The sequence below is a fragment of the Amycolatopsis sp. 195334CR genome (assembly GCF_017309385.1).
Taxonomy (GTDB): Bacteria; Actinomycetota; Actinomycetes; order Mycobacteriales; family Pseudonocardiaceae; genus Amycolatopsis.
In genome coordinates, this window is record NZ_JAFJMJ010000001.1 from 487310 (window position 1) to 510658 (window position 23349).

Sequence of the window (23349 nt, forward strand, 5' to 3'; positions counted from 1 at the left end):
TTACTCCTCCCCCAGGATGCGCGGCACGCGGAACCGGCCCTCTTCGGCGGCCGGCGCGCCGGAGAGCGCCTGCTCCTGCGCGAGGCTGGGCCGGACGACGTCCTCGCGGAAGACGTTCGTCAGCGGCACGGCGTGCGAGGTGGGCGGAACGTCCTGGTCGGCGACGACGCCCACCTTGGCCACCGCGTCCAGGATCTGGTCGAGCTGGCCGGCGAAGGTGGCCAGCTCCTCGTCGGTGACGGCCAGCCTGGCGAGCTTCGCCAGGTGTGCGACCTCGTCGCGGGAAATGTTGGGCACGCGAGTGACTCTCCGTGGCTGTGTCGGGTCGGTTCTTCCGAGGTCGTCAGTCTATGGTCACCGCACCGGCGGACTCGACTGGGTTATCGGGGGTCATCGGTGACGGTGGCGTCCCCGCGCGTCCCGCGACCCGGACGGCGAATCCCCATCGTCATCTCCGTCTGCCACAATCGGCGCCCGGCACCTGCGTGGACGGCGAGGCTCCGCGCCCGGCGTGAGAGGGGTTCGCTGTGTCGTTCCTGATCCGGGTCCAGCTCCCGGACAGCCCGGGGACCCTCGGCGCGGTGGCCACCGCACTGGGCACGGTCGGGGCCGACATCCTCAGCGTGGACGTGGTGGAACGCACCAGCGGCGTGGCCATCGACGACCTGGTGGTCGAGCTGCCCACCGGCAGCCTGCCCGACGCGCTGATCACCGCGGCCGAGAGCGTGGAAGGCGTGGAGGTCGACGCCGTGCGGCCGTACGCGGGCGTGCTCGACACGCACCGCGAACTGGAGTTGGTCGAGGAGATCGCGGCGACGCCGAACACCGGGCTGGACCTGCTGGCCGAGGGGGTGCCGCGGATCATCCGGTCGGGCTGGGCCATCGTGGTCACCCCGGCGGGCGACTCGCTGCAACGCCTGGCCTCCTCCGCGGCGGCGCCCGAGGCGCCGATCACGGACCTGCCGTGGCTGCCGCTGGAGCGCGCCACGGTGCTGGACAGCGAGGCGGCGTGGATCCCGGACACGTGGAAGGAACTCGGCACCGAGCTGGCCGCGACGCCGCTGGGGAAGCCGGACCGGGCCCTGCTGGTGGGCCGGCCGGGCGGCCCGATGTTCCGGGCGGCGGAGGTGGCGCGCCTGGCGCACCTGGCCGGCATAGTCGCCGTAGTCCTGGACGGCTGACACCCGGCCTGACCTGGGCGGGCTGACGCCTGACCTGGCACCTTGCCTGCCCGAGCTGACACCTGGCCTGGGCGCTGGCACCTCGCCTACGCGAACTGGTGCCTGGCCTGCGCGGGCAGACACCTGGCCTGGGCGCTGGCACCTCGTCTGCGCAGGCTGACGCCCTGACCTGCGCGGGCAGACACTTTGCCCGCGCGCGGGCTGACACCTCGCCTACGCGAACTGGTGCCTGGCCTGCGCGGGCAGACACCTGGCCTGGGCGCTGGCACCTCGTCTGCGCAGGCTGACGCCCTGACCTGCGCGGGCAGACACTTTTGCCCACGCGCGGGCCGACACCTCGCCTACGCGGGCTGACACCTCGCCTGCGCGGGCTGACGCCTGGCGATCGAAGCTGAAGCCCCCCGGATCCAGGCGGCCGGGCCTGGGCTCGTGCTGTGAAGGTGGCATTCACTGCCGATTTCGCAGTGAATGTGGCTTTCACTGCGCCTCGGCTGGGAGCGAGCGGCTTCCGGAGGCGCCTCGGCCGGGCGAGCGGCGCCTCGGCGGGTGACACGAAGGTGGCTTTCGGGGCGTGGGTGTCCCTCGGTCGAGTGGTTTGCGCAAAAAGACATCACCGCAGGGAGGCGGCGATCGGGGCGAAAGCGTGCATGTCACGGTCCGAGATGACGTGGTAGCTCAGGCCGTACCGCTCCCGCCGCGACTGCAGTTCGTCGGCGATTCGGGTGGCGGAGCCCGTCACGCGCGAGGGCATGGCCAGCACGAAGTCCGCCGCCGAGGCGCCCCAGCCCCGGCTGCGCGCGGTGCGTTCCGCGGCCGCGCGGTGGTCGTCGGCCAGGTCGAACGACAGGATTTGGCTCAGCTCCACGTCCCGCCCGCTCTCGCGCACCCAGCCCACCTTGCGCGTCATCGTCTCGGCCGAACGCTCCGACATGGCATCCGAGATGCTCCCGCCGGGCAGCGCGATCGGCAGGATGCCGACCGTGTCCGCGACCGCGCCGGCCAGCCGCAGCATGCGTTTGCCCCCGGCCCCGACCAGCAGCGGGGGCCGACCAGCAGAAGGGAACACCGACAGCTCCCGCACCCGGTAGTGCGCCCCCGAATAGGTCAGCTTCTCCCCGCTCAACAACCCGTCCAGCACGCTCAGCGACTCCCCCAGCCGCGACACCCGGACACCCGCCGCGTCGAAGGGCAGCCCGGCGCGCTCGTACTCGTCCAGCAGCCAGCCCGCCCCGATGCCCAGCTCGAACCGCCCGCCGGACAGGTGCTGCAGCGTCGCGGCCTCCTTCGCCAGCAGCACGGGGTGCCGGTAGTCGTTCGACAGCACCAGCGTGCCCACCCGCAACCGCGTGGTCGCCGCCGCCACCGCGGTCAGCGCCAGCATCGGCGACAGCTGGTCGCCGAACGGCTCGGTGACGAAGTGGTCCCGGACCAGCAGGGTCGAGTACCCGAGCCGTTCGGCCTCCTTCGCCGTCTCGATCAGTCCCGCGCCATCGCGCACGGACTCCGCCACCACCCCGAACCGGAACTCACGCATGAGCCGATCCTCGGAAAGCAGCCGCGAAGAAGCTGGCGGTTTTCGGACGTCACTCTGCCGAAGCGGCGGGCTCCTCCGTGACCAGCGCGACCTCCGCCGCCGCCTCCGGGCCCCGGTCCAGCAGCACCCGGAACCCGTTCTCGTCGAGCACCGGCACCTTCAGCTGGACCGCCTTGTCGTACTTCGACCCCGGCGAATCCCCGACCACCACGAAGGCCGTCTTCTTCGACACCGACCCGGCCGCCTTGCCACCCCGCGCCATGATGACCTCCTTGGCCTCATCACGCGAGAAGGTCTCCAGCGAGCCGGTGACCACAATGGACAAACCCTCCAGGTTACGCGGGATGGAGGTGTCGCGCTCCTCCTCCATCCGCACCCCGGCCCGGCGCCACTTCTCCACCACCTCGCGGTGCCAGTCGACCTCGAACCACTCCTGCACGGCGTGCGCGATCGTCGGCCCCACGCCGTCGACGTCGGCCAGCTGCTCCTCGGTGGCCTCCTCGATCAACGCCAGCGAGCCGAACTCCCGCGCCAGCGCCTGCGCCGCGGTCGGCCCGACGTGCCGGATCGACAAACCGACAATGACCTTCCACAGTGGACGATCCTTGGCCGAGTCGAGGTTCGCCAGCAGCCGCCGCGCGTTGGCCGACAGCTCCCCGGCCTTGGTGCGGAACAACTCCACTTCGGACAGTCGAGCCTCGTCGAGGTCGAACACGTCACCCTCGTCGGCCACCGCGCCCGCCTCCAGCAGCGCCGAAGCCGCCTCGTAGCCGAGCACCTCGATGTCGAAGGCACCCCGCCCGGCCAGGTGGAACAGCCGTTCGCGCAGCTGCGCCGGGCAGGTCCGCGCGTTCGGGCAGCGAATGTCGACGTCGCCTTCCTTCTGGTAGGCGAGCTTCGTCCCGCACTCCGGGCAGCGCGTGGGCATCAGGAACTCGCGCTCCTCGCCGGTGCGCGCGTCCACCACCGGCCCGAGCACCTCGGGGATCACGTCACCGGCCTTGCGGATCACCACCCGGTCGCCGATCAGCACGCCCTTGCGCTTGACCTCCTCCCCGTTGTGCAGGGTGGCCATCGCCACGGTGGACCCGGCCACCTTCACCGGCTCCATCACCGCGAACGGGGTGACCCGGCCGGTGCGCCCGACGTTGACCTGGATGTCGAGCAGCTTCGTGGTGGCTTCCTCGGGCGGGTACTTGTAGGCGATCGCCCAGCGCGGCGCGCGCGAGGTGGTGCCGAGGCGGCGCTGCAGCGACACCTGGTCGACCTTGATCACCACGCCGTCGATCTCGTGCTCGGCGTCGTGCCGGTGCTCACCCCAGTACTCGACGTGCTCGCTCAGCTCCGCGGCCGAGGAAAGCACCTTGGTGTGCGCGGAAACCGGCAGCCCCCAGGCCGCCAGCGCGTCGTAGGCCTCGGACTGCCGCGCGGGCTCGAAGCCCTCGCGCTTGCCCAGCCCGTGGCAGATCAGCCGCAGCTTGCGGCTCTTGGTCACCTTCGGGTCCTTCTGCCGCAGCGAACCGGCCGCGGTGTTGCGCGGGTTCGCGAACGGCGGCTTGCCCGCCTCGACCAGCCGCGCGTTCAGCTCGGTGAAGTCCTCCACCCGGAAGAACACCTCTCCGCGCACCTCGACCAGGTCCGGCACCGGGAACCGGTCGGTGGCGGTCAGCCGGTCGGGCACCTGGTCCAGGGTGCGGACGTTGAGCGTGACGTCCTCGCCGGTGCGGCCGTCGCCGCGGGTCAGCGCCCTGGTCAGCTTGCCCTTCTCGTAGAGCAGGTTGATCGCCAGGCCGTCGATCTTCAGTTCGCACAGGTACCGCGTGGAGCCGATCTCCTTCTCCGTGCGCTCCACCCAGGCGGCCAGCTCCTCGGCGTCGAACGCGTTGTCCAGGCTGTACATGCGTTCGAGGTGGTCGTACGCGGTGAACTCGGTGGAGAAGGTGCCGCCGACCCGCTGCGTCGGCGAGTCCGGAGTGGCCAGTCCGGGGTGCGCCTCCTCCAGTTCCTCCAGCTCGCGCAGCAGGACGTCGAACTGTCCGTCCGAGACGGTCGGCGAGTCCAGCACGTAGTACCGGAACTGGTGCCCGCGGATCTCCTCGGCGAGCGCGGTGTGGCGCTCGCGGACGTCGGCTGGGACGTCCGCGATGTCCTGCGCGGCCTCGGGTGCGACCTGGTCTGACGGAAGTTCTTCGCTGCTCACAAGGGGTAAGACTAGTCCGTGCCACCGACATTTTCGGTCGACAGCCCGTGCACGATCGCTCGAAGCTCCACCAGGGTGATGGTCTCCGCGGGTTCGGTTTCGGCGGTTTCCACGCGGCGCAGGCGTTCCGCCGCGAGCCGCTCGCCGAGCGTGGCGTCCAGCGGGAGGAAGGTCATCGCCTGGCGCGATTCGGCGGACAGTTCGGCGAGCAGCGGGTGGAACACCGCCACGTCGACCACCTGCTCGGCTTCGTCCACCTGGGCCACCACCCGCACCTCGCCGAGCGGGATGCGGTGCGCGCCGAGGTTGACCGTCACCTCGGCCGGGTCCGGCACCGGCGGCACCGAGTCGTGGTACTCCCAGATCGCGTCCTCGGCGGGCGCGGCGGCCTTCCACGCGTCGGTGTAGCGGCGCAGTTCCGGGTCCTCCTGCGAGGTCAGCACGAGCGAGTAGATCGCGCGCTGCCCGCGGTCCAGCGAGAACTGGAGGTCCGGGTGCACCAGCGCGACCGCCTGGCACAGCTCGTGCTCCACGCGCTGCGGTTCGCGGTCGCCGAGCGCCGCGCTGATCTCCGGCAGCAGTTCGAACCAGCGCTCCCAGAAGGCCACCGCGGCGGCCTCGGGATCCTCGGGCACGGTTTGCTCCGGCCACTCCGTCCGCGGATCGGGGGTGGCTTGCTTACGGCGGAAGAGGTCCCGGATACCCACGTACGCGACTCTAGGTCACCAGCCCTCCGGGGGTTCGGCAAACGCCTTACCCAGGTCCCTGGTCAGCGAAAGCGCCCGCCGCATCCAGTCCGCCGAAGCGCCGGCCAGGCCGCACACCGGGGTCGGCACCGCGCGTTCGGTGAGGATCGAGCGGTTGAACCCCAGCCGGTCGGCCAGTTCCAGGGCGGGACGGGCGATCGCGCGCAGGTTCTTTTCGGACCGCGTCGCCGGGGTCAGGCCGAGGAACAGTTCCACGCCCGAGTCCCAGGTCTCGCCGAGCTCGTCGAGCACGGCGGACGACAAGTCGACAACGGTCAGGTCGAAGGCGATCGCCCCGGCCCCGGCCGCGCGCAGCAGCGCGAACGGCGGCCGGTCGGCGCAGCAGTGCACGATCACCGGCTGCCCGGTGATCGACCGCACGCCCTCGACCATGCGCGTGAGCAGTTCGCGCGCCTCCGGCTCGGGCACCGCGGGCACGGTGCCGTAACCGGACGGGGTGGACAGCGAACCGGCGAGAATGGCGGGCAGCGACGGCTCGTCCAGCTGCACCACCACCTTCGCGCCGGTCCGCGCGCTCAGTTCGGCGACGTGCCCGCGCAGGCCTTCGAGCAGCGATTCGGTGAACTCGCGCAGCGCGCCGCGATCGGTCAGCACCCGGTGCCCGCGCGGGAGCTCGATCCCGGCGCCCAGCGTCCACGGGCCCGCGATCTGCGCCTTGATCAGCTCGGGCTTGCCCGCCGCCTCCTGCACCGCGTCGAGGTCCCAGCGGCGCAGGTCGACCGCCCGCCGGTGGTCGTGCCCCGGCCGCGCGGCCACGCGGTAACCCGACGGCACCACTTCGACCGCCAGGTCCACCAGCAGCGCGGCGGTCCGGCCGAGCAGGTCGGCGCCCACCCCGCGCGCGGGCAACTCCGGTTCGTGCGGGAAGTCCGCGAGTTCGCCGAAGATCACCGCCGCCGCTTCGGTCACGTCGGTGCCCGGCATCGATCCGATCCCGGTGGCCGCGCCGGCCCGCCATGCTCGTTCGTTCACCCGGCCGATTGTGCTCGGTGTTGCACGCGGGTAAACGGTCGCCCCGTCGCCTGTCGCTCCCGGCGTGCGGAAGTCACACTGTGGTCAGTCAGCTACCGGATGATCAACGAGGAGGTGAAACCGCGATGCGCGTGGCACTGGCCCAGACCGACTGCCGCCTCGGCGACGTCGACGGGAACTTGACCAGCACCGAGCAGCTCATCAAGGAATCCGCGGCACAGGACGCGGACCTGGTGGTCTTCCCCGAGCTGAGCCTCACCGGCTACGCGCTCGGGCAACTCGCCGAGGACATCTCCCTGTGGCCGGACGACCCGCGCCTGGCCGAACTCGCCAAGCACGGCCCCGACGTGGTGATCGGTCTGCTCGAGGACGGCCGGATCCGCAGGCACAACTCCGCGCTGTACCTGTCCGACGGCGAGATGGTGCACAACCACCGCAAGCTGTACCTCCCGAACTACCTGATCTGGGAGGAGCGCAAGCACGCCAGCCCCGGGCAGACCATGCGGGCCTTCGACACCCGGCACGGCCGGTTCGCCACGCTGATCTGCAACGACGCCTGGCAGCCGATGCTGCCGTGGCTGGCCGCGCAGGACGGGGCCGAGGTGCTGGTGGTGCCGACCAACAGCGCGGCCAAGCTGACCGGCGGCTCGTTCGACCCCGCCGAGTACTGGCACGACCTGCTCGTGTTCACCGCGCGCATGCAGCAGTGCTGGGTGATCTTCGTGAACCGGGTCGGCGACGAGGCCGGGGTGCGCTTCTGGGGTGGTTCGCGGGTGATCGACCCGTGGGGTTCGGTGGTGGCCACCGCGCCGACCTGGGAGGAATCGCTGACCCTGGTGGACATCGACCTGACCGCGGTGCGCCGTCGCCGCCGGGAGATCCCGCTGCTCGCCGACGCCCGGCTCGGCCTGCTCCGCCGGGAGCTGGAGCGGCTGATCAACGAGAGCGGACCCGACTAGTCCGACCAGTCCGCACGGTCGGGGTGAACACGGACATTTTCCGTAAATCCCCTGATCACCGCCACCGCGGGGGTGCTCGCATTACGCTCAACCGCCATGACGAGCTCTTCGCCGCCGGGCTGGTACGCCGACCGCGCCGATCCCACCACGCAGCGCTGGTGGGACGGTGCCGGGTGGACCGAGCAGACCCGCCCGGCCCCGCGTCCGCACGACGCCGAGAGGATCGAGCTGGACATCGAGGGCGCGCCCGACCCGGACCGGATCCGGGCGCAGGCGGCCAGGGCGACGAAGGGCCAGGCGGTGCGCGGTGGCGGCGGAACGCTGTTCACCGAACCGGTGCTGGTGGTCAACCAGCGGGCGAAGCTGATCGAGCTGGCCAACGAGTTCGGCGTGTTCGACGCCGACGGCAACCGGCTCGGCGGGGTGGTCCAGGTCGGGCAGAGCGCGCTGCGCAAGGTGATGCGCCTGCTCACCGCGTACGACCAGTACCTCACGCACCGGTTCGAGGTGCGTGACGCCAACCACAGCACGGTGCTCAAGGTGACCCGGCCGCGCAAGATCTTCAAGTCGAAGTTCCTGGTCACCAGGGCCGACGACTCGCCGATCGGCGAGATCGTGCAGGAGAACATGATCGGCAAGATCAGGTTCGCTTTCCTGGTCGGTGCTCGTAAGGTGGGAGGCATCCACGCGGAGAACTGGCGCGCGTGGAACTTCTCCATCCGCGACGAGTCCGGCGAGGAGGTGGCCAGGGTGACCAAGACCTTCGGCGGGTTCGTCAAGGCCGCCTTCACCACCGCGGACAACTACGTGGTGCAGATCCACCGGCAGCTGCCGGACCCGCTGGCCAGCATGGTGGTCGCCGCCGCGCTGACCATCGACACGGCGCTCAAACAGGACTCCGACTAAGGACTTCATGGAACTCACCCCCGACGACGGTTCCCAGCACTGGGCGGAACCCGGCGTGTACGCGGTTTCGCCCGGCGTCTACCGGATCCCGTTGCCGCTGCCCAACGACGCGCTGAAGGCGATCAACGTCTACGCGGTCACCGACGGCTCCCGGCTGGTGCTGGTCGACTCGGGCTGGGCACTGGTGGAGGCCCGCGAACTGCTCGGCGCCGGGCTCAAGGCGATCGGCGCCGAACTCGGGGACGTGGCGGAGTTCCTGATCACCCACGTGCACCGCGACCACTACACCCAGGCGGTGGCGCTGCGCCGCGAGTTCGGCGGGCGGGTGGCGCTCGGCGAGGGGGAACGCGAATCGCTGAAGATCAGCGGTGATCCCTCGACCATGCCGATGAACACGCAGATCCGGCTGCTGAGCCAGGCCGGGGCCGCGCCGGTGATCGAGGCGCTGGCCGAGATGTTCGGCGGGTACAAGCGCCCGCGCACGGACACCGACCTGTGGGAGGAGCCCGACGAGTGGCTCACCCCGGGCCGCCGCACCGTGCTGCCGGACCGTGAGCTGGACGTGGTGCACACGCCGGGCCACACCGCCGGGCACATGGTCTTCGTCGACGACGCGGCGAACCTGATGTTCACCGGGGACCACGTGCTGCCGCACATCACCCCGTCCATCGGCTTCCAGCCGGTCCACACGGCACTGCCGCTCAAGGAGTTCCTGGACTCGCTGCGCCTGGTGCGCGGCCTGCCGGACCGGCGCATGCTGCCCGCGCACGGCCCGGTCACGCCCAGCGTGCACGCGCGGGTCGACGAACTGCTGGCGCACCACGACGACCGCCTCGCCGAGATGGGCTCGCGCGTGGCCGACGGCGCGAGCACCGCCTACGAGGTCGCGCTGCGGCTCGGCTGGACGCGGCGGCAGCGCGAACTCGGTGAGCTGGACGCGTTCAACCAGTGCCTCGCGGTCAACGAAACCGGGGCGCACCTGGAGCTGCTCGCCTTCCGCGGCGAGCTCACGGCGTCCGATGTGGACGGTGTCCGGCGGTACCGGCTCCCGTGACGTTGAGCATCAGCGAGTAGAGCGACGAGCTGGCGCAGAGGAACAGGCGGTTCCGCTTGGGGCCGCCGAAAACGAAGTTCGCCACGACCTCGGGCACCTTGAGCTTGCCGAGGCGCGTGCCGTCGGGGTCGAAGCAGTGCAGACCGTCCCCGGCGGCGGCCCAGACGCGGCCGGTGTTGTCCAGGCGCAGCCCGTCGAACCGGCCGGCGTCGCAGGTCGCGAACTCCGCGCCGCCACCGAGCGTGCCGTTGTCCCGGACGTCGAACACGCGGATGTGGTTCGCCCCGGTGTCGGCGATGTAGAGCTGGGAACCGTCCGGCGAGAAGGCCAATCCGTTGGGGCGCGCGAAATCGTCGGCCACGATGGCGGCCTCGCCGGTGCCGGGGTCGACCCGGTACACGTGGCAGGCGCCGATCTCGCTCTCCGCCCGGTGGCCCTCGTAGTCGCTGTCGATGCCGTAGCTGGGGTCGGTGAACCAGTGCGCGCCGTCGGCCGAGACGACCACGTCGTTGGGGCTGTTGAACCGCTTGCCCCGGTAGGTGTCGGCGATGACGGTGACGGAGCCGTCGTGCTCGGTGCGGGTGACGCGGCGGTGGCCCTGCTCGCAGCTGACCAGCCTGCCCCGCGGGTCGACGGTGGCGCCGTTGGTGTACCCCGCCGGGCTGCGGAACACGCTGACCACGCCGCTGGTCTCGTCCCAGCGGAGCATGCGGTCGTTGGGGATGTCGCTCCAGACCAGGTAGCGGCCGGCCGGGAAGTAGGCCGGGCCCTCGGCCCAGCGCGTGCCCTCGTACAGCCGTTCCAGCCGGTCGTCCCCGCCGACGCGGGCGAACCGCTCGTCCAGAACTTCCAGCTCCGTCGGAACCGTGTCCATAATTTCTCACTTCTACTGAATGACATCCGGTGTGCCAAGCATATGGCTGAATGAGATATGGTCAAGGCATGGATGACGTGGACCGGCGACTGTTGGAGGAACTGCAACGCGACGCCACCCAGTCGTACGCGGCGCTCGGCCGGGCCGTCGGCCTGTCCAGCGGCGCGGCCCACGAGCGGGTGCGGAAACTGCGCGACGCCGGGGTGATCCGCCGGACGACGGTGGAGGTCGACCCGGTGGCGCTGGACTACGGGGTGCTCGCCTACGTCCAGGTGCACGCGAACGCCTGGATGGGCGACACGCACGACGCGCTCGCGGCCGTGCCGGAGATCGAAGAGGCCCACATCGTCGCGGGCGCGGCGACGCTGGTGCTGAAGGTGCGCACGCGCGGCACCGAGGAACTGCAGGGCGTTCTGCGCCGGTTGTACGAGATCGACGGGGTCAGCGGCACGGAGGCGACGGTGGTGCTGGAAACGTTCTTCGAGCGGCCGGTGCACGTGGAATACTCCGGCACGTGACCACAATCCGGCGAGCCCAGCGGAACGACGTCGACGCCATCGCCCACCTGCTGGCCGACGACGACATCGGCGCCGGCCGGGAGACCCCGGCTGATCTGGCGCCGTACTACGCCGCCTTCGACGCCATCGACGCCGACCCGAACCAACTGCTGGTGGTGGCCGATGTGGACGGTGAAGCGGTGGGGACGCTGCAGCTGTCGATCATCCACGGCATGGCCAGGACCGGCGCCTCGCGCGGGCAGATCGAAGGCGTCCGCGTGCACTCGAGCCAGCGGGGTACCGGCCTGGGGACCACGCTGATCCAGTGGGCCATCGACGAGGCGAAGGCACGGGGGTGCGTGATCGTCCAGCTCACCTCGGACACCCGGCGCACCGATGCGCACCGCTTCTACGAACGCCTGGGCTTCGCCCCCACCCACACCGGCTTCAAACTCGCGCTCTGAGAGGCGCCATGTCACGAATGTGGCGGAACTACCCCGTACCGGAGATCTTCGCGCTCCCCAACACCAGATCCCCGCCCGAATCCGGCCGGTACAACACCACCACCTGCCCAGGAGCCACCCCCGTCAACGGCTCCCGCAACTCCACCCGGACCTCGTCCCCCACCACTTCCGCCACCGCCGGAGCCAGGCCCCCGTGGGCCCGCACCTGCACCACGCACTCCGTCGGCCCGTCCAGCGGTTCCGAAGGCCAAACAGGACGATCCGCCACGATCCGGTGCACGCCCAGATCCCGCTGCGAACCGACCTTCACCGTGCCCGAAACCGGCTCCAGCGAAAGCACGTACCGCGGCCGCCCGTCCGGCGCCGGGGCCTCGATGCCCAGCCCCTTCCGCTGCCCCACGGTGAACCCGTGCACCCCCGTGTGCCGCCCCAGCACCGCGCCGGTCTCGGCGTCGACGAGGTCACCCGGCCGCGCACCGAGGCGCTTTTCCAGGAAGCTCTTGGTGTCCCCGTCCGGGATGAAGCAGATGTCGTGGCTGTCCGGCTTGTTCGCCACCGCCAGGTCCCGCCGGTCCGCCTCGGCCCGCACCTCGGTCTTCCACGAGTCCCCCAGCGGGAACATCGAGTGGCGCAGCTGCTCCGGCGTCAGCGAAGCGAGCACGTAGGACTGGTCCTTGCCCGAGTCCACCGCCCGGCGCAACGAAGGCACACCATCCACAATGGACAACCGGGCGTAGTGCCCGGTGGCCACCGCGTCGAAGCCGAGCGCCATCGCCTTGTCCAGCAGCGCCTCGAACTTGATCTTCTCGTTGCAGGTGACGCACGGGTTCGGCGTCCGGCCCGCGGCGTACTCGCCGACGAAGGTCTCCACCACTTCCTCGGTGAAGCGCTCGGCGAAATCCCATACGTAGAAGGGAATCCCGAGGATGTCCGCAGCCCGCCGGGCGTCGCGCGAGTCCTCGATCGTGCAGCACCCGCGTGAACCGGTGCGCAGCGTGCCCGGCTTCGCCGAGAGCGCCAGGTGCACCCCGATCACCTCGTGCCCGGCCTCCACCGCGCGGGCGGCCGCGACCGCCGAATCCACGCCACCGCTCATCGCAGCCAATACGCGCATGCCGTCACACCTCCGCCTTCGCCTTGCGCATCCCGGAAAGTCCTGCCTGCCGCGCCCGCGCGACCACCCCGCCGATCACCGCGGCCAGCGCGGCCACGTCCTCGCGGGTCGAGTTGTGCCCCAGTGAGAACCGCAGTGAACCGCGGGCCGCCGCCGCTTCGGCGCCCATCGCCAGCAGCACGTGGCTCGCCTGCGCCACCCCGGCCGTGCACGCCGAACCGGTGGAGCACTCGATGCCCTTGGCGTCGAGCAGCATCAGCAGGCTGTCCCCGGCGCACCCGGGGAAGGTGAAGTGCGCGTTGCCGGGGATCCGGTGCTCGGGGTGCCCGTTGAGCCGGGCGTCCGGCACCTCGCGCAGCACCGCGGTGACCAGTTCGTCGCGCAGTTCGCCGAGCAGCTTCGCGTGCTCGGGCTGAGACTCGACGGCCGCCCGCACGGCGACCGCGAAAGCGTGGATGGCGGGCACATCCAGCGTGCCGGACCGCACGTCGCGCTCCTGCCCGCCGCCGTGCAGCACCGGCGTGCACGAGGTGTCGCGGCCGAGCAGCAGCGCGCCGACGCCGTACGGTCCGCCGACCTTGTGCCCGGTCAGCGTCAGCGCGGCGGCACCGCTCTCGGCGAAGGAGACCGGCACGCCGCCGACCGCCTGCACCGCGTCGGTGTGCAGCGGGATCTCGTGCTCGGCGCAGATCGCGGCGAGCTCGGCGATCGGGTTGACCGTGCCGACCTCGTTGTTCGCCCACATCACCGTGACCAGCGCGATGTCGGCGGGCTCGCGTTCGACGGCCGCGCGCAGCACCGACGGCTCGACCCGGCCGGTCTCGTCCACCGGGAGCCAGTCGATCTCGGCACCGGAGTGCGCGGCCAGCCACTCCACGGTGTCGGTCACGGCGTGGTGCTCGACCGAGCTGACCACGATCCGGCGGCGGCGCTCGTCGGCGGCCCGGCGCGCCCAGAAGATGCCCTTGACCGCCAGGTTGTCGCTCTCCGTGCCACCGCCGGTGAAGATCACCTCGGACGGCCGGGCGCCCAGCGCGGTCGCCACCGTCTCCCTGGCCTCCTCGACCAGCCGCCGTGCCCGGCGGCCCGAGGAATGCAGCGAAGAGGCGTTGCCCACGGTGGACAATGCCTCGGTCATCGCCTTGACGGCGGCGGGCACCATGGGGGTGGTCGCCGCGTGGTCGAGATAGGTCATCGCACCCTCCAGGGTAGCCCCGGAGGGCATGTGACGATGCTCACCTACCCTCGTTCCGGCCAGCGCCGGGTGGCCAGGTAGCCGATCAGCGCGACCCCCGCCATCGACGCCCCGACCACGGCCATCGCCGCGGACGGCCGCTCGACCGGGCCCAGCGCGGTCAGCAGCACCCCGCCGAAGCCCACGGTCAGCGCCGAGCCGACCCAGTCCCCCAGCTGGCTGGCCGACATGGTGAACCCGCGCTCGGCGACCGGCGAGAACCGCAGCAGGAGCAGCGAAACCGAGGGCATCGCCAGCCCCATGCCCGCGCCGCCGATCGCGGTGCAGGCGTAGGCGAGCCAGCCCGGGGCCCACGGCTGCGCGACGAACACGAACGTGCCGACCCCGACCGCGACCAGCGCGAACCCGGTGCGCAGCAGCAGTTCCCGCGACCAGTCCGGGTACCGGCCCTGCAGCATCGACGCGGCCGACCAGCCGAGCGCGGTGACCGTCAGCGGCAGGCCGGCCGCGGCCGGGCTGTAGCCGTGCACGCTGCTCAGCGTCAGCGGCAGGAACGCCTCCATACCGAAGAAAGCACCGGAAAGCAGCGCCCGCGCACCGACCACGGTGGGCAGCCCGGCGCGCAGGGTCAGCGTGCCGGGTGGCAGCAGCCGCCGCAGCGAGAGCACCAGCGCCACCGCCCCGACCGCGCCGTAGACCAGCGCCAGCGGGGAGGGGTGCTGCGCCGCCCAGGTCAGCGCCGCGACCCCGATCGCCACCACCACCGCCGACGGCACGCCCGCGCGCCGCTCGGTCTCCCCCGGCACGTGCGGTTCCATCCGCCGCACCACCGAAAGCAGCAGCACGACCGCGATGCCGACGAGCGGGATCAGCCCCAGGAACACCCAGCGCCAGCCGAACCGCTCGGTGACCAGCCCGGCGATCGACGGCCCGATCACCCCGGGCAGCACCCACGCCGCCGCGTTCGCCGCGTAGATCACCGGGCGTTCGCGATCGGTGTAGACCAGGCCGATCAGCAGGGACACCGCCACCAGCACGAGCCCGGAGCCGAAGCCCTGCAGCACGCGGCCGAGCAGCAGCAGCGGCATGCTCACCGCGGTACCGGCGACCACCAGCCCGGCCAGGAACAGCAGCGGCCCGCTGAGCAGCCCCAGCTTCGGGCCGCGCGCGTCGCCCAGCCTGCCGGACAGCACGGTGGCCACCACGCTGGCGACCAGGAACGAGGTGAACGGCCAGGAGTACAGCGCGGTGCCGTCGAGTTCGGCGACCATCGTCGGCATGGCGGTGGCCACGCCCATGTTCTCGAACGCGACGAGGGTGATCACCAGCAGGATGCCGGTGGTGGTGACGCGGTGCTCCCTGGTCCAGAGCACGCCGCGACCCGGGGCCAGGGTGTCGGTCATGCCACCCAGTCAACAATCTCCACCTCGGTGGAGGTCAACTCACCTTCACGGGCGGCAGGGCGACCTTGCGACGGCGTTGAGCGGGGATCGAGACGGTGCCGAGCGCGGCCGACACCGCGGCCTCGGCGATCCCGGCCAGCTCGCGGCGGTCCGCCGCGCGACCGGGCGCGATTTCGGGGCAGACGAAGACTTCCAGCACCAGCCCGCGCAACCGGGCCACCCGGCGCAGCGAGTCGATCAGGGACTCCGGGCCGATGAACGCGGGCCAGGTGGTCTCCCGGCCGTCGGCGAGGCGGTAGCGCAACGCGATCGGGCGCACCGGCACCCCGCCGTCGATCGCCGCCTGGAAGGTGGCCGTGGTGAACCGGCCGGAGGCGCGACCGCACCAGGTGGTGGCCTCCGGGGTGACGTTGACCAGCGAGCCGCCGCGCAGCGCCGCGGCCAGCTCGTCCATTGTGGACTTCAGTGTGGACAGCCGCTCGCGGTCCAGGAAGATGGTGCCCGCCTTGGCCACCAGCAACCCGAGCACCGGCCAGCCGGCGATCTCCCGCTTGGCCAGCGCGCGCATCGGGCGCACCGCGTTGATCGCGACGATGTCCAGCCAGGAGATGTGGTTGTTCACCACCAGCGCGCCACGGGCCGGGTCGGCGGCGAGATCGGCGCCGCCGTGCACCACCAGCTTGATGCCGAACGACCGCAGCACACCGCCGAACACCATGCGCACCAAGCGGTCCAGCGCGCGGCCGCGCAGCACCAGCAGGGCGGGCACGGCGGCCAGCGCGGTCAGCACCATCAGGATCGCCGCGGTGAAGCGGAGGATCCGGCGGACGAAGTGGACGGTCGGCTCGCCGGTGGTGAGGCAGTGGTCACCGCACGGCGAAGGCGGCATCCACGCGTGCCGGGCACTCATCCGTTCGTCCCGAGGAAGAACTTCAGGTAGCGCTCGTCGACGTTCTGCAGGTCCAGCAGGACCAGGAAGTCGGCGACGCCGAAGTCGGCGTCCAGCGCGGGCGGGCCGCACACCTTGGCGCCGAGCCGGACGTACCCCTTGATCAGCGGCGGCAGCACCGACCGGGACGGGCGGGCCACGTCGTCGCTGTGCCACGGGTTCAACGGCCGCACGCGCAGCTCTTCGGGCGCGTAGTGCTTGGTGCGCAACAGGTCCCAGACGCCCGCGGCGTAGCTCCCGCCGTCGGTGAGCGGCACCGAGGCGCAGCCTGCCAGGTAGCGGTGGCCGGACAGCAGCATGTAGCGCGCGATCCCGGCCCAGACCAGGCTGACCACGGCACCGCTGCGGTGGTCGGGGTGGACGCAGGAGCGGCCGGTCTCGACCAGCGAGCGACGGAGGTCGGCGAGCGCGGTCAGGTCGAACTCGGTGTCCGAGTAGAGGCGCCCGGCTTCGGCGGCGCGCTCGGGCGGCAGCATCCGGTAGGTGCCGACGATCTCGCCGCTGTTGTCGTCGCGGACCACCAGGTGGTCGCAGAACCGGTCGAACGCGTCGATGTCGAGACCCGGTTCGGGCGAGTGGAGGGTGGCGCCCATTTCCTCGGCGAAAACGCGGTGGCGCAGGCGCTGGGCGGCGACCACTTCTTCGTTGTCGTTGGCGACGAGGAGGGAATAGCGGGGGGCACCCGCCGGCAGCTCGGCACCGGCCTGATCAGTGCTGACGAGCAGCTGTGATCGAGTCATACCCGTAGGTCTACGCCCGGGAAGAACCACCGGGAGAGCCACGCGGTGGCGACTCGGTGCACGTTCAGTTAATAGCGGGTTCTCAGCCTCCTCTCAGGTAGCCGGCAGGGGCCTGAATGCTATGAGTGGGGCATTACTTGCAATCAACGCAAGTAATGCCCCACTCATAGCAATGAACCGGTGAGCGTCAGCCCTTGCGCTTGGCGACCGCTTCGGTCAGCTGCGGGGCGACGTTGAACAGGTCGCCCACCACGCCGAAGTCGGCGATCTCGAAGATCGGCGCCTCGGGGTCCTTGTTGACCGCGATGATCGTCTTCGAGGTCTGCATGCCGGCCCGGTGCTGGATCGCGCCGGAGATACCCAGCGCGATGTACAGCTGCGGCGAGACCGTCTTACCGGTCTGGCCGACCTGGAACTGCGCCGGGTAGTAGCCGGAGTCGACCGCGGCACGCGAGGCGCCGACGGCCGCGCCGAGCGAGTCGGCCAGCTTCTCCACCACGTCGAACTTCTCGGCCGAACCGACGCCGCGGCCACCGGAGACCACGATCGAGGCCTCGGTCAGCTCGGGGCGGTCGCCACCGACGATCGGCTCCACACCGGTGATCTTGGCCGACTTGGCCGGGTCCACCGCGGGCAGCTCGACGGCCTCCTCCGCGGCGGCGCCGTCGGCCTGCTCGGCCTCGACCGCACCGGGACGCACCGAGATGACCGGCGTGCCCTTGGCGGACTTGGCCTTCACCGAGTACGCGCCACCGAAGACCGACTGGTCGACCGTGCCGTCGGAGTTGACCCCGACCACGTCGATCAGCAGGCCGGCGTCCAGGCGCGCGGCGAGGCGGCCCGACACCTCCTTGCCCTCCGCGGTCGCGGAGACCAGCACCGCGGCCGGGGACGCCTTCTCGGCCAGCAGCGCGAGCGCGTCGACCTTCGGCGTGGCCAGGTAACCGGCGGCGTCGGCGGACTCCGCCACGTACACCTTCGCGGCACCGTAGGCGGCCAGGCTGTCCTTGACCTTGGCGGCCGAACCCGGCTCGCCGACCACCACGGCCGACGGCTCGCCGAGCGCGCGGGCCGCGGTCAGCAGCTCCAGCGTGGACTTCTTGACCTCACCGTCGACGTGGTCGACGAGGACCAGAACTTCAGACATGTTTATCTCGTCTCCTCAGTCTCAGATGATCTTCTGGCCGACCAGGTACTCGGCGACCTTCGTGCCACCGTCGCCGTCGTCCTCGACGCGCTCACCCGCGGTGCGCGGGGGCTTCGGCGCGGCTTCCACCACGGCGGACCAGGCGTTGCCGAGGCCGACCTCGCCCGCGTCGACGCCGAGGTCGGCGACGGTGAGCGTCTCCACCGGCTTCTTCTTCGCGGCCATGATGCCCTTGAAGGACGGGTACCGCGGCTCGTTGATCTTCTCGGTGACGCTGACCAGCGCCGGCAGGCTCGCCTCGAGGTGGGTCAGGCCCTCGTCCGCGGTCTCGCGGTCGACCTTCACCGAGGTGCCCTCGACGGTCAGCTGGCGGGCGTGGGTGAGCTGCGGCAGGCCGAGCAGCTCGGCCACGATCGCGGGTACCGCACCGCCGCGGCCGTCGGAGGCCTCGTTGCCGGCGATCACCAGATCGACGTTCTCCACCTTGCGCACCGCGGCGGCGATCACCTTCGCGGTGGCGAGCAGGTCGGAGCCGTGCAGCGCCGGGTCGGAGACGTGGATGGCCTTGTCGGCACCCATCGAGAGCGCCTTGCGGATCGCGTCGGTGGCGCGGTCCGGGCCGACCGCGAGCACGGTCACCTCGCCCTCGCCGGCTTCCTTGATCTTCAGCGCTTCCTCGACCGCACGCTCGTTGATCTCGTCGAGCACCGCGTCGGCGGACTCGCGGTCAAGGGTGTGGTCGGACTCGCTGAGCTTGCGCTCGGAGTAGGTGTCGGGCACCTGCTTGACCAGGACAACGATGTTCGTCATGGGTCCTTCACGACCTCCCGTTACTTCGGGCGCCTCAGCGCGCCCGCAGGGCTGTACTCGCCGGTAGTTAAGCGCAGACCGGGGTGCGCCCGCGCGCTGAGGTGACCGCATTCACCTGGATGAGCCAAAAATCGGGACGATCGTCCCGTTACTTCCCGGCCGACTGCGTACGGTGTGTGTTCCATCCCATCCAGTGGCATCGGGGCTACACCATTTGGACGCAACGGGGTTAGCCTGCCTGACTGTGGTGAACCACGTAGCCGTGATGACCGACTCGACCGCCTGCCTGCCGGAGCAGCTGGCCGAGCAGTGGGACATCGGCATCGCACAGGTCCAGCTGCACGTCGGGGATCGGCTCGACGACGAGCAGCGCTTCGCGCGCGCCGACCTGCTCGCCGCGATGCGGGCGGGGCAGGAGGTGTCCACCTCGCCGCCCGATCCGGGTGCCTTCTTCTGGGCTTACCAGGACGCGATGAGCCGCGGGGCCACCGCGATCGTCAGCATCCACATCTCCGGGCGCATGTCCGCCACGGTGGAGGCGGCCAGGGAGGCCGCGCAGCAGGTGCAGATCCCGGTGCACGTGCTCGACAGCGGGACCACCGGGATGAGCCTCGGCTTCGCCGCGCTCTCGGCGGCACGGGCCGCCGCGGCGGGCGCGCACCCGCGCCGGGTGATCGAGGCCGCCGAGTACCGGTTCCGCACCAGCAAGGAACTGCTGTACGTGGACACGCTGGAGTACCTCAAGCGCAGCGGGCGGATCGGGTCGGCGCAGGCGATGGTCGGCAGCGCGCTGGCGCTCAAACCGCTGCTGACCGTGCGCGAGGGCGAGGTCGCGCCGCTGTCCAGGGTGCCCGGCCGCCGCCGCGCGCTGAACAAGCTGGTCGACCTCGCCACCCGGGAGGCGCGCGGGAAGCCGGTGGACGTGGCACTGGTCCGCTTCGGCGACGACGAGCGCGTGCTGGAACTGGCCGAGCAGCTGCGCCGGCGGATGCCGGAGGTGCGCGAGACCATGACGCTCGAAGCCAGCACGATCATCGGCGCGCACGTCGGGCCGGGCGCGCTGGGCATCACCGTTTCCCCGGCCGGGTGACGGGGTACCTCCCGGGAACCGCGTGGACCCGCGGTTCGTTGTTCTGATGAACCGGACAAACCGCCACGCGCAGGAGAGGACCGAGATGGCATCGCTGTTCCAGAAGATCACGCGGTTCGCCAGGAGCCCGCAGGGCAGGCGGACGATCGCGCAGGTCAAGCAGTACGCCAATGATCCCCGCAAGCGCCAGCAGGCCAAGGACGCGCTCGGCAAGCTGCGCGGCAAGGGCAAACCGCGTTACTGAGTCTTTGGCCCCGCCTCCGGCGGGGCGGGCGAGGTCGCGCCCTACTGGGCTGAAGCTGCCACCGGGGCGCGTCGCTTGCCCGGTAACAGCAACACGGCCAGGGCGGCTAGCGTGCCCGCGACCAGGCCGACCGCGTTGAGCACCTGGTCCACCGGCTCCAGCACGTGCAGGTGGACCAGGTGGTACGTGGTGTGCGGCACGCTCAACACGAGCCACGCCGCCCCCGCCAGGCGCGCGGCGCTGGTGGTCTTCATGCCCAGCGCGCCCGCGGCGATCACGCCCAGCGCCAGGAACATCGCCCCCACGTCGCGGATCAGGTGCTCGTTGAACGGCCCGTCGGCCGAGACCCAGCCGCTGCGGAAGCCGGGGAAGTCCAGGTAGAAGGAGTCCGGGAGGAAGCACGCCCAGACCCCGGTGACGAATCCGACCAGTGCGAACAGCGCCAGCGTGGCGCGGGTGAATGTCGACTGCATGACCTTTGGACTGGGTAGCCCCGCCGAATGTGACAGGGTGATCCGGTGACCACCCCCGCCGAGGCCCTGCACCTCACCGGAGAACGCACCGTGCCGGACGTTCCCGAGGAGAACTACTGGTTCAGGCGCCACGAGGCCGCCTACGCCGCCCTGCTCCCCTACTGCGCGGGCGCGACCGTGCTCGAAGCGGGCTGTGGCGAAGGTTACGGCGCCGGCCTGATCGCCACCTCCGCGCCGCGGGTGCTCGCGCTGGACTACGACGAGCCGACCACCGCGCACGTGGCCCGCCGCTACCCGGCGCTGGAGGTGATCCGCGGCAACCTCGCCTGCCTCCCGCTCCGTTCGTCCACTGTGGACGTCGTGGCGAACTTCCAGGTGATCGAGCACCTCTGGGACCAGGGCGGGTTCCTCGCCGAATGCCTGCGCGTGCTGCGGCCGGGCGGGCGGCTGCTGGTGACCACGCCGAACCGGCTCACCTTCACCCCGGACAGCGACGTGCCGCTGAATCCCTACCACACCAGGGAACTCGCGCCCGCCGAACTGGACGAGCTGCTGCGCGACGCCGGGTTCGAGGTGGAACTGCTGCACGGGCTGCACCACGGCCCGGCCGTGCGCGCGCTCGACGAGCGCTACGGCGGTTCGATCATCCAGGCGCAGCTGGACGTGGTGATGGGCTCGCTCCCGGGTCAGGCGGTGTGGCCGCCCGAACTGCTCGCCGACGTCGATTCCATCCGCACCGGGGATTTCGTGGTGCACGGGGACGACCTCGCGGCGAGCCTGGACCTGGTGGCCGTGGCGGTGCGGCCGTGAACGAGCACGAGGGCACCTTCTGCCTGGTGCTGCACAGCCACCTGCCGTGGCTGGCGCACCACGGGTCCTGGCCGGTCGGCGAGGAGTGGCTGTACCAGGCCTGGGCGCACTCCTACTTCCCGGTGGTCGACCTGCTGCGCCGCTTCGCCGACGAGGGCAAGCGCGACGTGCTCACCCTGGGCGTCACCCCGGTGCTGGCCGCGCAGCTCGACGACCCGTACTGCCTGCGGGCCTTCCACCACTGGCTCGGGGACTGGCAGCTGCGCGCGCGGCACGCGTCCACGCTGTGGTCGGGCGACCCGCTGCTCCGCTCGCTGGCCGCGGCCGAGCACCGCGCCGCCGATCGCGCGAGCGAGGAACTGGAAACCCGGTGGCGGCACGGGTTCTCGCCGGTGCTCCGGTCCCTTGTGGACGCCGGAACGATCGAACTGCTCGGCGGCCCGGCCACCCACCCGTTCCAGCCGCTGCTCGACCCGCGGGTGCGGGCCTTCGCGTTGCGCACCGGGCTCGCCGACACGCGGCTGCGCATCGGGCACCGCCCGGCCGGGATCTGGGCGCCGGAATGCGGGTACGCGCCGGGCATGGAGGCCGACTACGCGGCCGCGGGCGTCCAGCGGTTCCTCGTCGACGGGCCGTCCCTGCGCGGCGACACGTCGGCGGCACGCACCGTCGGCTCGTCGGACGTGGTCGCCTTCGGCCGCGATCTCGAGGTGACGTACCGGGTTTGGTCGCCGAAGGCCGGTTACCCCGGGCACGGTTCGTACCGGGACTTCCACACCTGGGACCACAACGTGGGGCTCAAGCCGTCGCGGGTCACCGGCAAGCAGGTCGAGCCCGTGGCCAAGGCGCCCTACGACCCGGCCCTCGCCGCGGACACGCTTCGCTTGCACGTCAAGGACTTCGTGGACACCGTGGTGACGCGGCTGCGTTCGCTGCGCGAGCAGCACGGCCGCGAGTCGCTGGTGGTCGCGGCCTACGACACCGAGCTCTTCGGACACTGGTGGCACGAGGGCCCGGCGTGGCTGGAGGCCGTGCTGCGGGCGCTGCCGGAAGCGGGCGTGCGGGTGACCACGCTGCAGGGCGCGCTGAACGCCGGGCACCTGGGCGCGCCGGTGGAACTTCCCGCGTCCTCGTGGGGTTCGGGCAAGGACTGGCGGGTGTGGGACGGCGAGCAGGTCGCCGACATGGTCACCGCGAACACCGAGCTGCAGCGCCGGTTGCTCGCGCTGCCCGCGCCGGCACCGGGGTACCGCGACCCGGTGCGCGACCAGCTGGTGACCGAGGCCCTGCTGGCGCTGTCCAGCGACTGGGCGTTCATGGTCACCAAGGACTCCGCCGCCGACTACGCTCGGCGGCGGGCGCGGGTGCACACCGAGCGTTTCGACGCGCTGGCCGGTGGGCGCGCGCTGTCCGCTTCGGACCGGCCGTTCGGGCACCTGGATGCCCGCGATCTGTGATGGGGTTCTGATGGGCATCAAGGACATTCCGGTGGACACCCTCGACGGCGAGCCGACCACGCTCGGCGCGCTCGGCGAGAAGGTGCTGCTGGTGGTGAACGTGGCGTCGAAGTGCGGGCTGACGCCGCAGTACACCGGACTGGAGAAGTTGCAGGAGCGCTTCGGCGCGCGGGGTTTCGCGGTGGCCGGGTTCCCGTGCAACCAGTTCGCCGGGCAGGAGCCGGGCAGCGCCGAGGAGATCCGGACCTTCTGCTCCACCACCTACGGCGTGACCTTCCCGCTGTTCTCGAAGATCGAGGTGAACGGCGGGGGTCAGCACCCGCTGTACGCGTCGCTGACCTCGGTGGCCGACGCCGACGGTGAAGCGGGCGACGTGCAGTGGAACTTCGAGAAGTTCCTGGTCGGCGTGGACGGCACGGTGCTGGCGCGGTTCCGCCCGCGCACCGACCCGGAGGACGAGGCCGTGGTCAAGGCCATCGAGGCCGCGCTGCCCTGAGCGTGGGGGCCGG

At 71.3% G+C, this 23349-nt stretch carries 25 protein-coding genes; 11 read left to right on the forward strand and 14 right to left on the reverse strand.

The genetic code is table 11. The features are described from left to right. Entirely contained in the window at nt 1-297 is a 297-nt protein-coding gene (gene gatC / locus JYK18_RS02340; RefSeq protein WP_206800124.1) for an Asp-tRNA(Asn)/Glu-tRNA(Gln) amidotransferase subunit GatC, read from the reverse strand. A 230-nt stretch (nt 298-527) separates the two neighbouring features. Between gatC and JYK18_RS02345 the strand changes: the two genes are divergently transcribed. Next, nucleotides 528-1181 (forward strand): amino acid-binding protein, encoded by a 654-nt coding sequence (locus JYK18_RS02345; RefSeq protein WP_206800126.1) that lies wholly within the window; start codon nt 528-530, stop codon nt 1179-1181. A 610-nt stretch (nt 1182-1791) separates the two neighbouring features. Here the strand turns inward: JYK18_RS02345 and JYK18_RS02350 are convergent. The 4 genes from JYK18_RS02350 to JYK18_RS02365 are packed head-to-tail and all read right to left on the reverse strand — an operon-like array spanning nt 1792 to nt 6654. Next, nucleotides 1792-2715: a TIGR03621 family F420-dependent LLM class oxidoreductase gene (locus tag JYK18_RS02350; protein WP_206800128.1), complete on the reverse strand. Its 924-nt coding sequence runs from the start codon at nt 2713-2715 to the stop codon at nt 1792-1794. Between the two features lie 49 nt (nt 2716-2764). Continuing rightward, nucleotides 2765-4915: an NAD-dependent DNA ligase LigA gene (gene ligA, locus JYK18_RS02355; protein ID WP_206800130.1), complete on the reverse strand. Its 2151-nt coding sequence runs from the start codon at nt 4913-4915 to the stop codon at nt 2765-2767. Between the two features lie 11 nt (nt 4916-4926). Then, the gene (locus JYK18_RS02360) at nt 4927-5616 is read right to left on the reverse strand and encodes a hypothetical protein (RefSeq protein WP_374195042.1); all 690 of its coding nucleotides are present in this window, start codon (nt 5614-5616) and stop codon (nt 4927-4929) included. Nucleotides 5617-5637: 21 nt separating this feature from the next. Continuing rightward, a complete protein-coding gene (locus tag JYK18_RS02365; RefSeq protein ID WP_206800132.1) occupies nt 5638-6654 on the reverse strand; it encodes a methionine synthase in 1017 nt (338 codons plus the stop codon). A gap of 125 nt (nt 6655-6779) precedes the next feature. Here JYK18_RS02365 and JYK18_RS02370 point away from each other — a divergent pair, with 125 nt between their 5' ends. The 3 genes from JYK18_RS02370 to JYK18_RS02380 all read left to right on the forward strand — a co-directional run bounded on the left by JYK18_RS02370 (nt 6780) and on the right by JYK18_RS02380 (nt 9573). Beyond that, nucleotides 6780-7613 carry a nitrilase-related carbon-nitrogen hydrolase gene (locus JYK18_RS02370; protein WP_113693774.1) on the forward strand — a complete coding sequence of 278 codons (834 nt, stop codon included), beginning with the start codon at nt 6780-6782 and terminating at the stop codon, nt 7611-7613. Between the two features lie 96 nt (nt 7614-7709). Continuing rightward, on the forward strand, nt 7710-8519 hold the full coding sequence (locus tag JYK18_RS02375; RefSeq protein ID WP_206800133.1) for a phospholipid scramblase-related protein: 810 nt from the start codon (nt 7710-7712) through the stop codon (nt 8517-8519). 7 nt (nt 8520-8526) lie between these two features. Continuing rightward, complete coding sequence (locus JYK18_RS02380; RefSeq protein WP_206800140.1) at nt 8527-9573, forward strand: MBL fold metallo-hydrolase; 1047 nt, start codon at nt 8527-8529, stop codon at nt 9571-9573. Here the strand turns inward: JYK18_RS02380 and JYK18_RS02385 are convergent. Beyond that, a complete protein-coding gene (locus tag JYK18_RS02385; RefSeq protein ID WP_206800142.1) occupies nt 9527-10447 on the reverse strand; it encodes an SMP-30/gluconolactonase/LRE family protein in 921 nt (306 codons plus the stop codon). The genes JYK18_RS02380 and JYK18_RS02385 overlap by 47 nt on opposite strands. 68 nt (nt 10448-10515) lie before the next feature. Between JYK18_RS02385 and JYK18_RS02390 the strand changes: the two genes are divergently transcribed. Then, on the forward strand, nt 10516-10965 hold the full coding sequence (locus JYK18_RS02390; protein WP_206800144.1) for an Lrp/AsnC family transcriptional regulator: 450 nt from the start codon (nt 10516-10518) through the stop codon (nt 10963-10965). Then, the gene (locus tag JYK18_RS02395) at nt 10962-11408 is read left to right on the forward strand and encodes a GNAT family N-acetyltransferase (protein ID WP_206800146.1); all 447 of its coding nucleotides are present in this window, start codon (nt 10962-10964) and stop codon (nt 11406-11408) included. Before JYK18_RS02390 ends, JYK18_RS02395 begins: the two co-directional genes overlap by 4 nt. A gap of 28 nt (nt 11409-11436) precedes the next feature. Here the strand turns inward: JYK18_RS02395 and mnmA are convergent, their stop codons facing one another. The 7 genes from mnmA to JYK18_RS02430 form a co-directional block, all read right to left on the reverse strand. Then, on the reverse strand, nt 11437-12522 hold the full coding sequence (gene mnmA / locus JYK18_RS02400) for a tRNA 2-thiouridine(34) synthase MnmA (protein WP_206800148.1): 1086 nt from the start codon (nt 12520-12522) through the stop codon (nt 11437-11439). A 4-nt stretch (nt 12523-12526) separates the two neighbouring features. Further along, nucleotides 12527-13717 (reverse strand): cysteine desulfurase family protein, encoded by a 1191-nt coding sequence (locus JYK18_RS02405; protein ID WP_206800150.1) that lies wholly within the window; start codon nt 13715-13717, stop codon nt 12527-12529. Nucleotides 13718-13761: 44 nt separating this feature from the next. Next, on the reverse strand, nt 13762-15120 hold the full coding sequence (locus JYK18_RS02410; protein WP_206800152.1) for an MFS transporter: 1359 nt from the start codon (nt 15118-15120) through the stop codon (nt 13762-13764). 34 nt (nt 15121-15154) lie between these two features. Continuing rightward, complete coding sequence (locus JYK18_RS02415; protein WP_242578916.1) at nt 15155-16030, reverse strand: 1-acyl-sn-glycerol-3-phosphate acyltransferase; 876 nt, start codon at nt 16028-16030, stop codon at nt 15155-15157. Continuing rightward, entirely contained in the window at nt 16027-16809 is a 783-nt protein-coding gene (locus JYK18_RS02420) for a GNAT family N-acetyltransferase (protein ID WP_206800155.1), read from the reverse strand. The genes JYK18_RS02415 and JYK18_RS02420 overlap by 4 nt, the downstream gene beginning before the upstream one ends. A 187-nt stretch (nt 16810-16996) precedes the next feature. Next, complete coding sequence (locus JYK18_RS02425; protein ID WP_206800157.1) at nt 16997-17956, reverse strand: electron transfer flavoprotein subunit alpha/FixB family protein; 960 nt, start codon at nt 17954-17956, stop codon at nt 16997-16999. Nucleotides 17957-17977: 21 nt separating this feature from the next. Beyond that, the gene (locus tag JYK18_RS02430) at nt 17978-18766 is read right to left on the reverse strand and encodes an electron transfer flavoprotein subunit beta/FixA family protein (RefSeq protein WP_206800159.1); all 789 of its coding nucleotides are present in this window, start codon (nt 18764-18766) and stop codon (nt 17978-17980) included. Between the two features lie 265 nt (nt 18767-19031). Between JYK18_RS02430 and JYK18_RS02435 the strand changes: the two genes are divergently transcribed. After that, entirely contained in the window at nt 19032-19856 is an 825-nt protein-coding gene (locus tag JYK18_RS02435; protein ID WP_206800161.1) for a DegV family protein, read from the forward strand. 85 nt (nt 19857-19941) lie between these two features. Continuing rightward, complete coding sequence (locus tag JYK18_RS02440; protein WP_206800162.1) at nt 19942-20100, forward strand: hypothetical protein; 159 nt, start codon at nt 19942-19944, stop codon at nt 20098-20100. A 41-nt stretch (nt 20101-20141) separates the two neighbouring features. On the opposite strand, the gene JYK18_RS02445 is transcribed toward JYK18_RS02440, so the two are convergent. Then, the gene (locus JYK18_RS02445; protein ID WP_206800164.1) at nt 20142-20573 is read right to left on the reverse strand and encodes a hypothetical protein; all 432 of its coding nucleotides are present in this window, start codon (nt 20571-20573) and stop codon (nt 20142-20144) included. Between the two features lie 45 nt (nt 20574-20618). On the opposite strand from JYK18_RS02445, the gene JYK18_RS02450 reads away from it, so the two are divergent. Genes JYK18_RS02450 through JYK18_RS02460 form a run of 3 tightly spaced genes read left to right on the forward strand, consistent with a single transcriptional unit; the run spans nt 20619 to nt 23336 of the window. Next, entirely contained in the window at nt 20619-21383 is a 765-nt protein-coding gene (locus tag JYK18_RS02450) for a class I SAM-dependent methyltransferase (protein ID WP_206800165.1), read from the forward strand. After that, nucleotides 21380-22840, forward strand: coding sequence for a glycoside hydrolase family 57 protein (locus JYK18_RS02455; protein WP_206800167.1), 1461 nt, complete (start codon nt 21380-21382; stop codon nt 22838-22840). The genes JYK18_RS02450 and JYK18_RS02455 overlap by 4 nt, the downstream gene beginning before the upstream one ends. Before the next feature lie 10 nt (nt 22841-22850). Continuing rightward, nucleotides 22851-23336: a glutathione peroxidase gene (locus tag JYK18_RS02460; RefSeq protein ID WP_206800169.1), complete on the forward strand. Its 486-nt coding sequence runs from the start codon at nt 22851-22853 to the stop codon at nt 23334-23336. Nucleotides 23337-23349 lie beyond the last annotated feature (13 nt).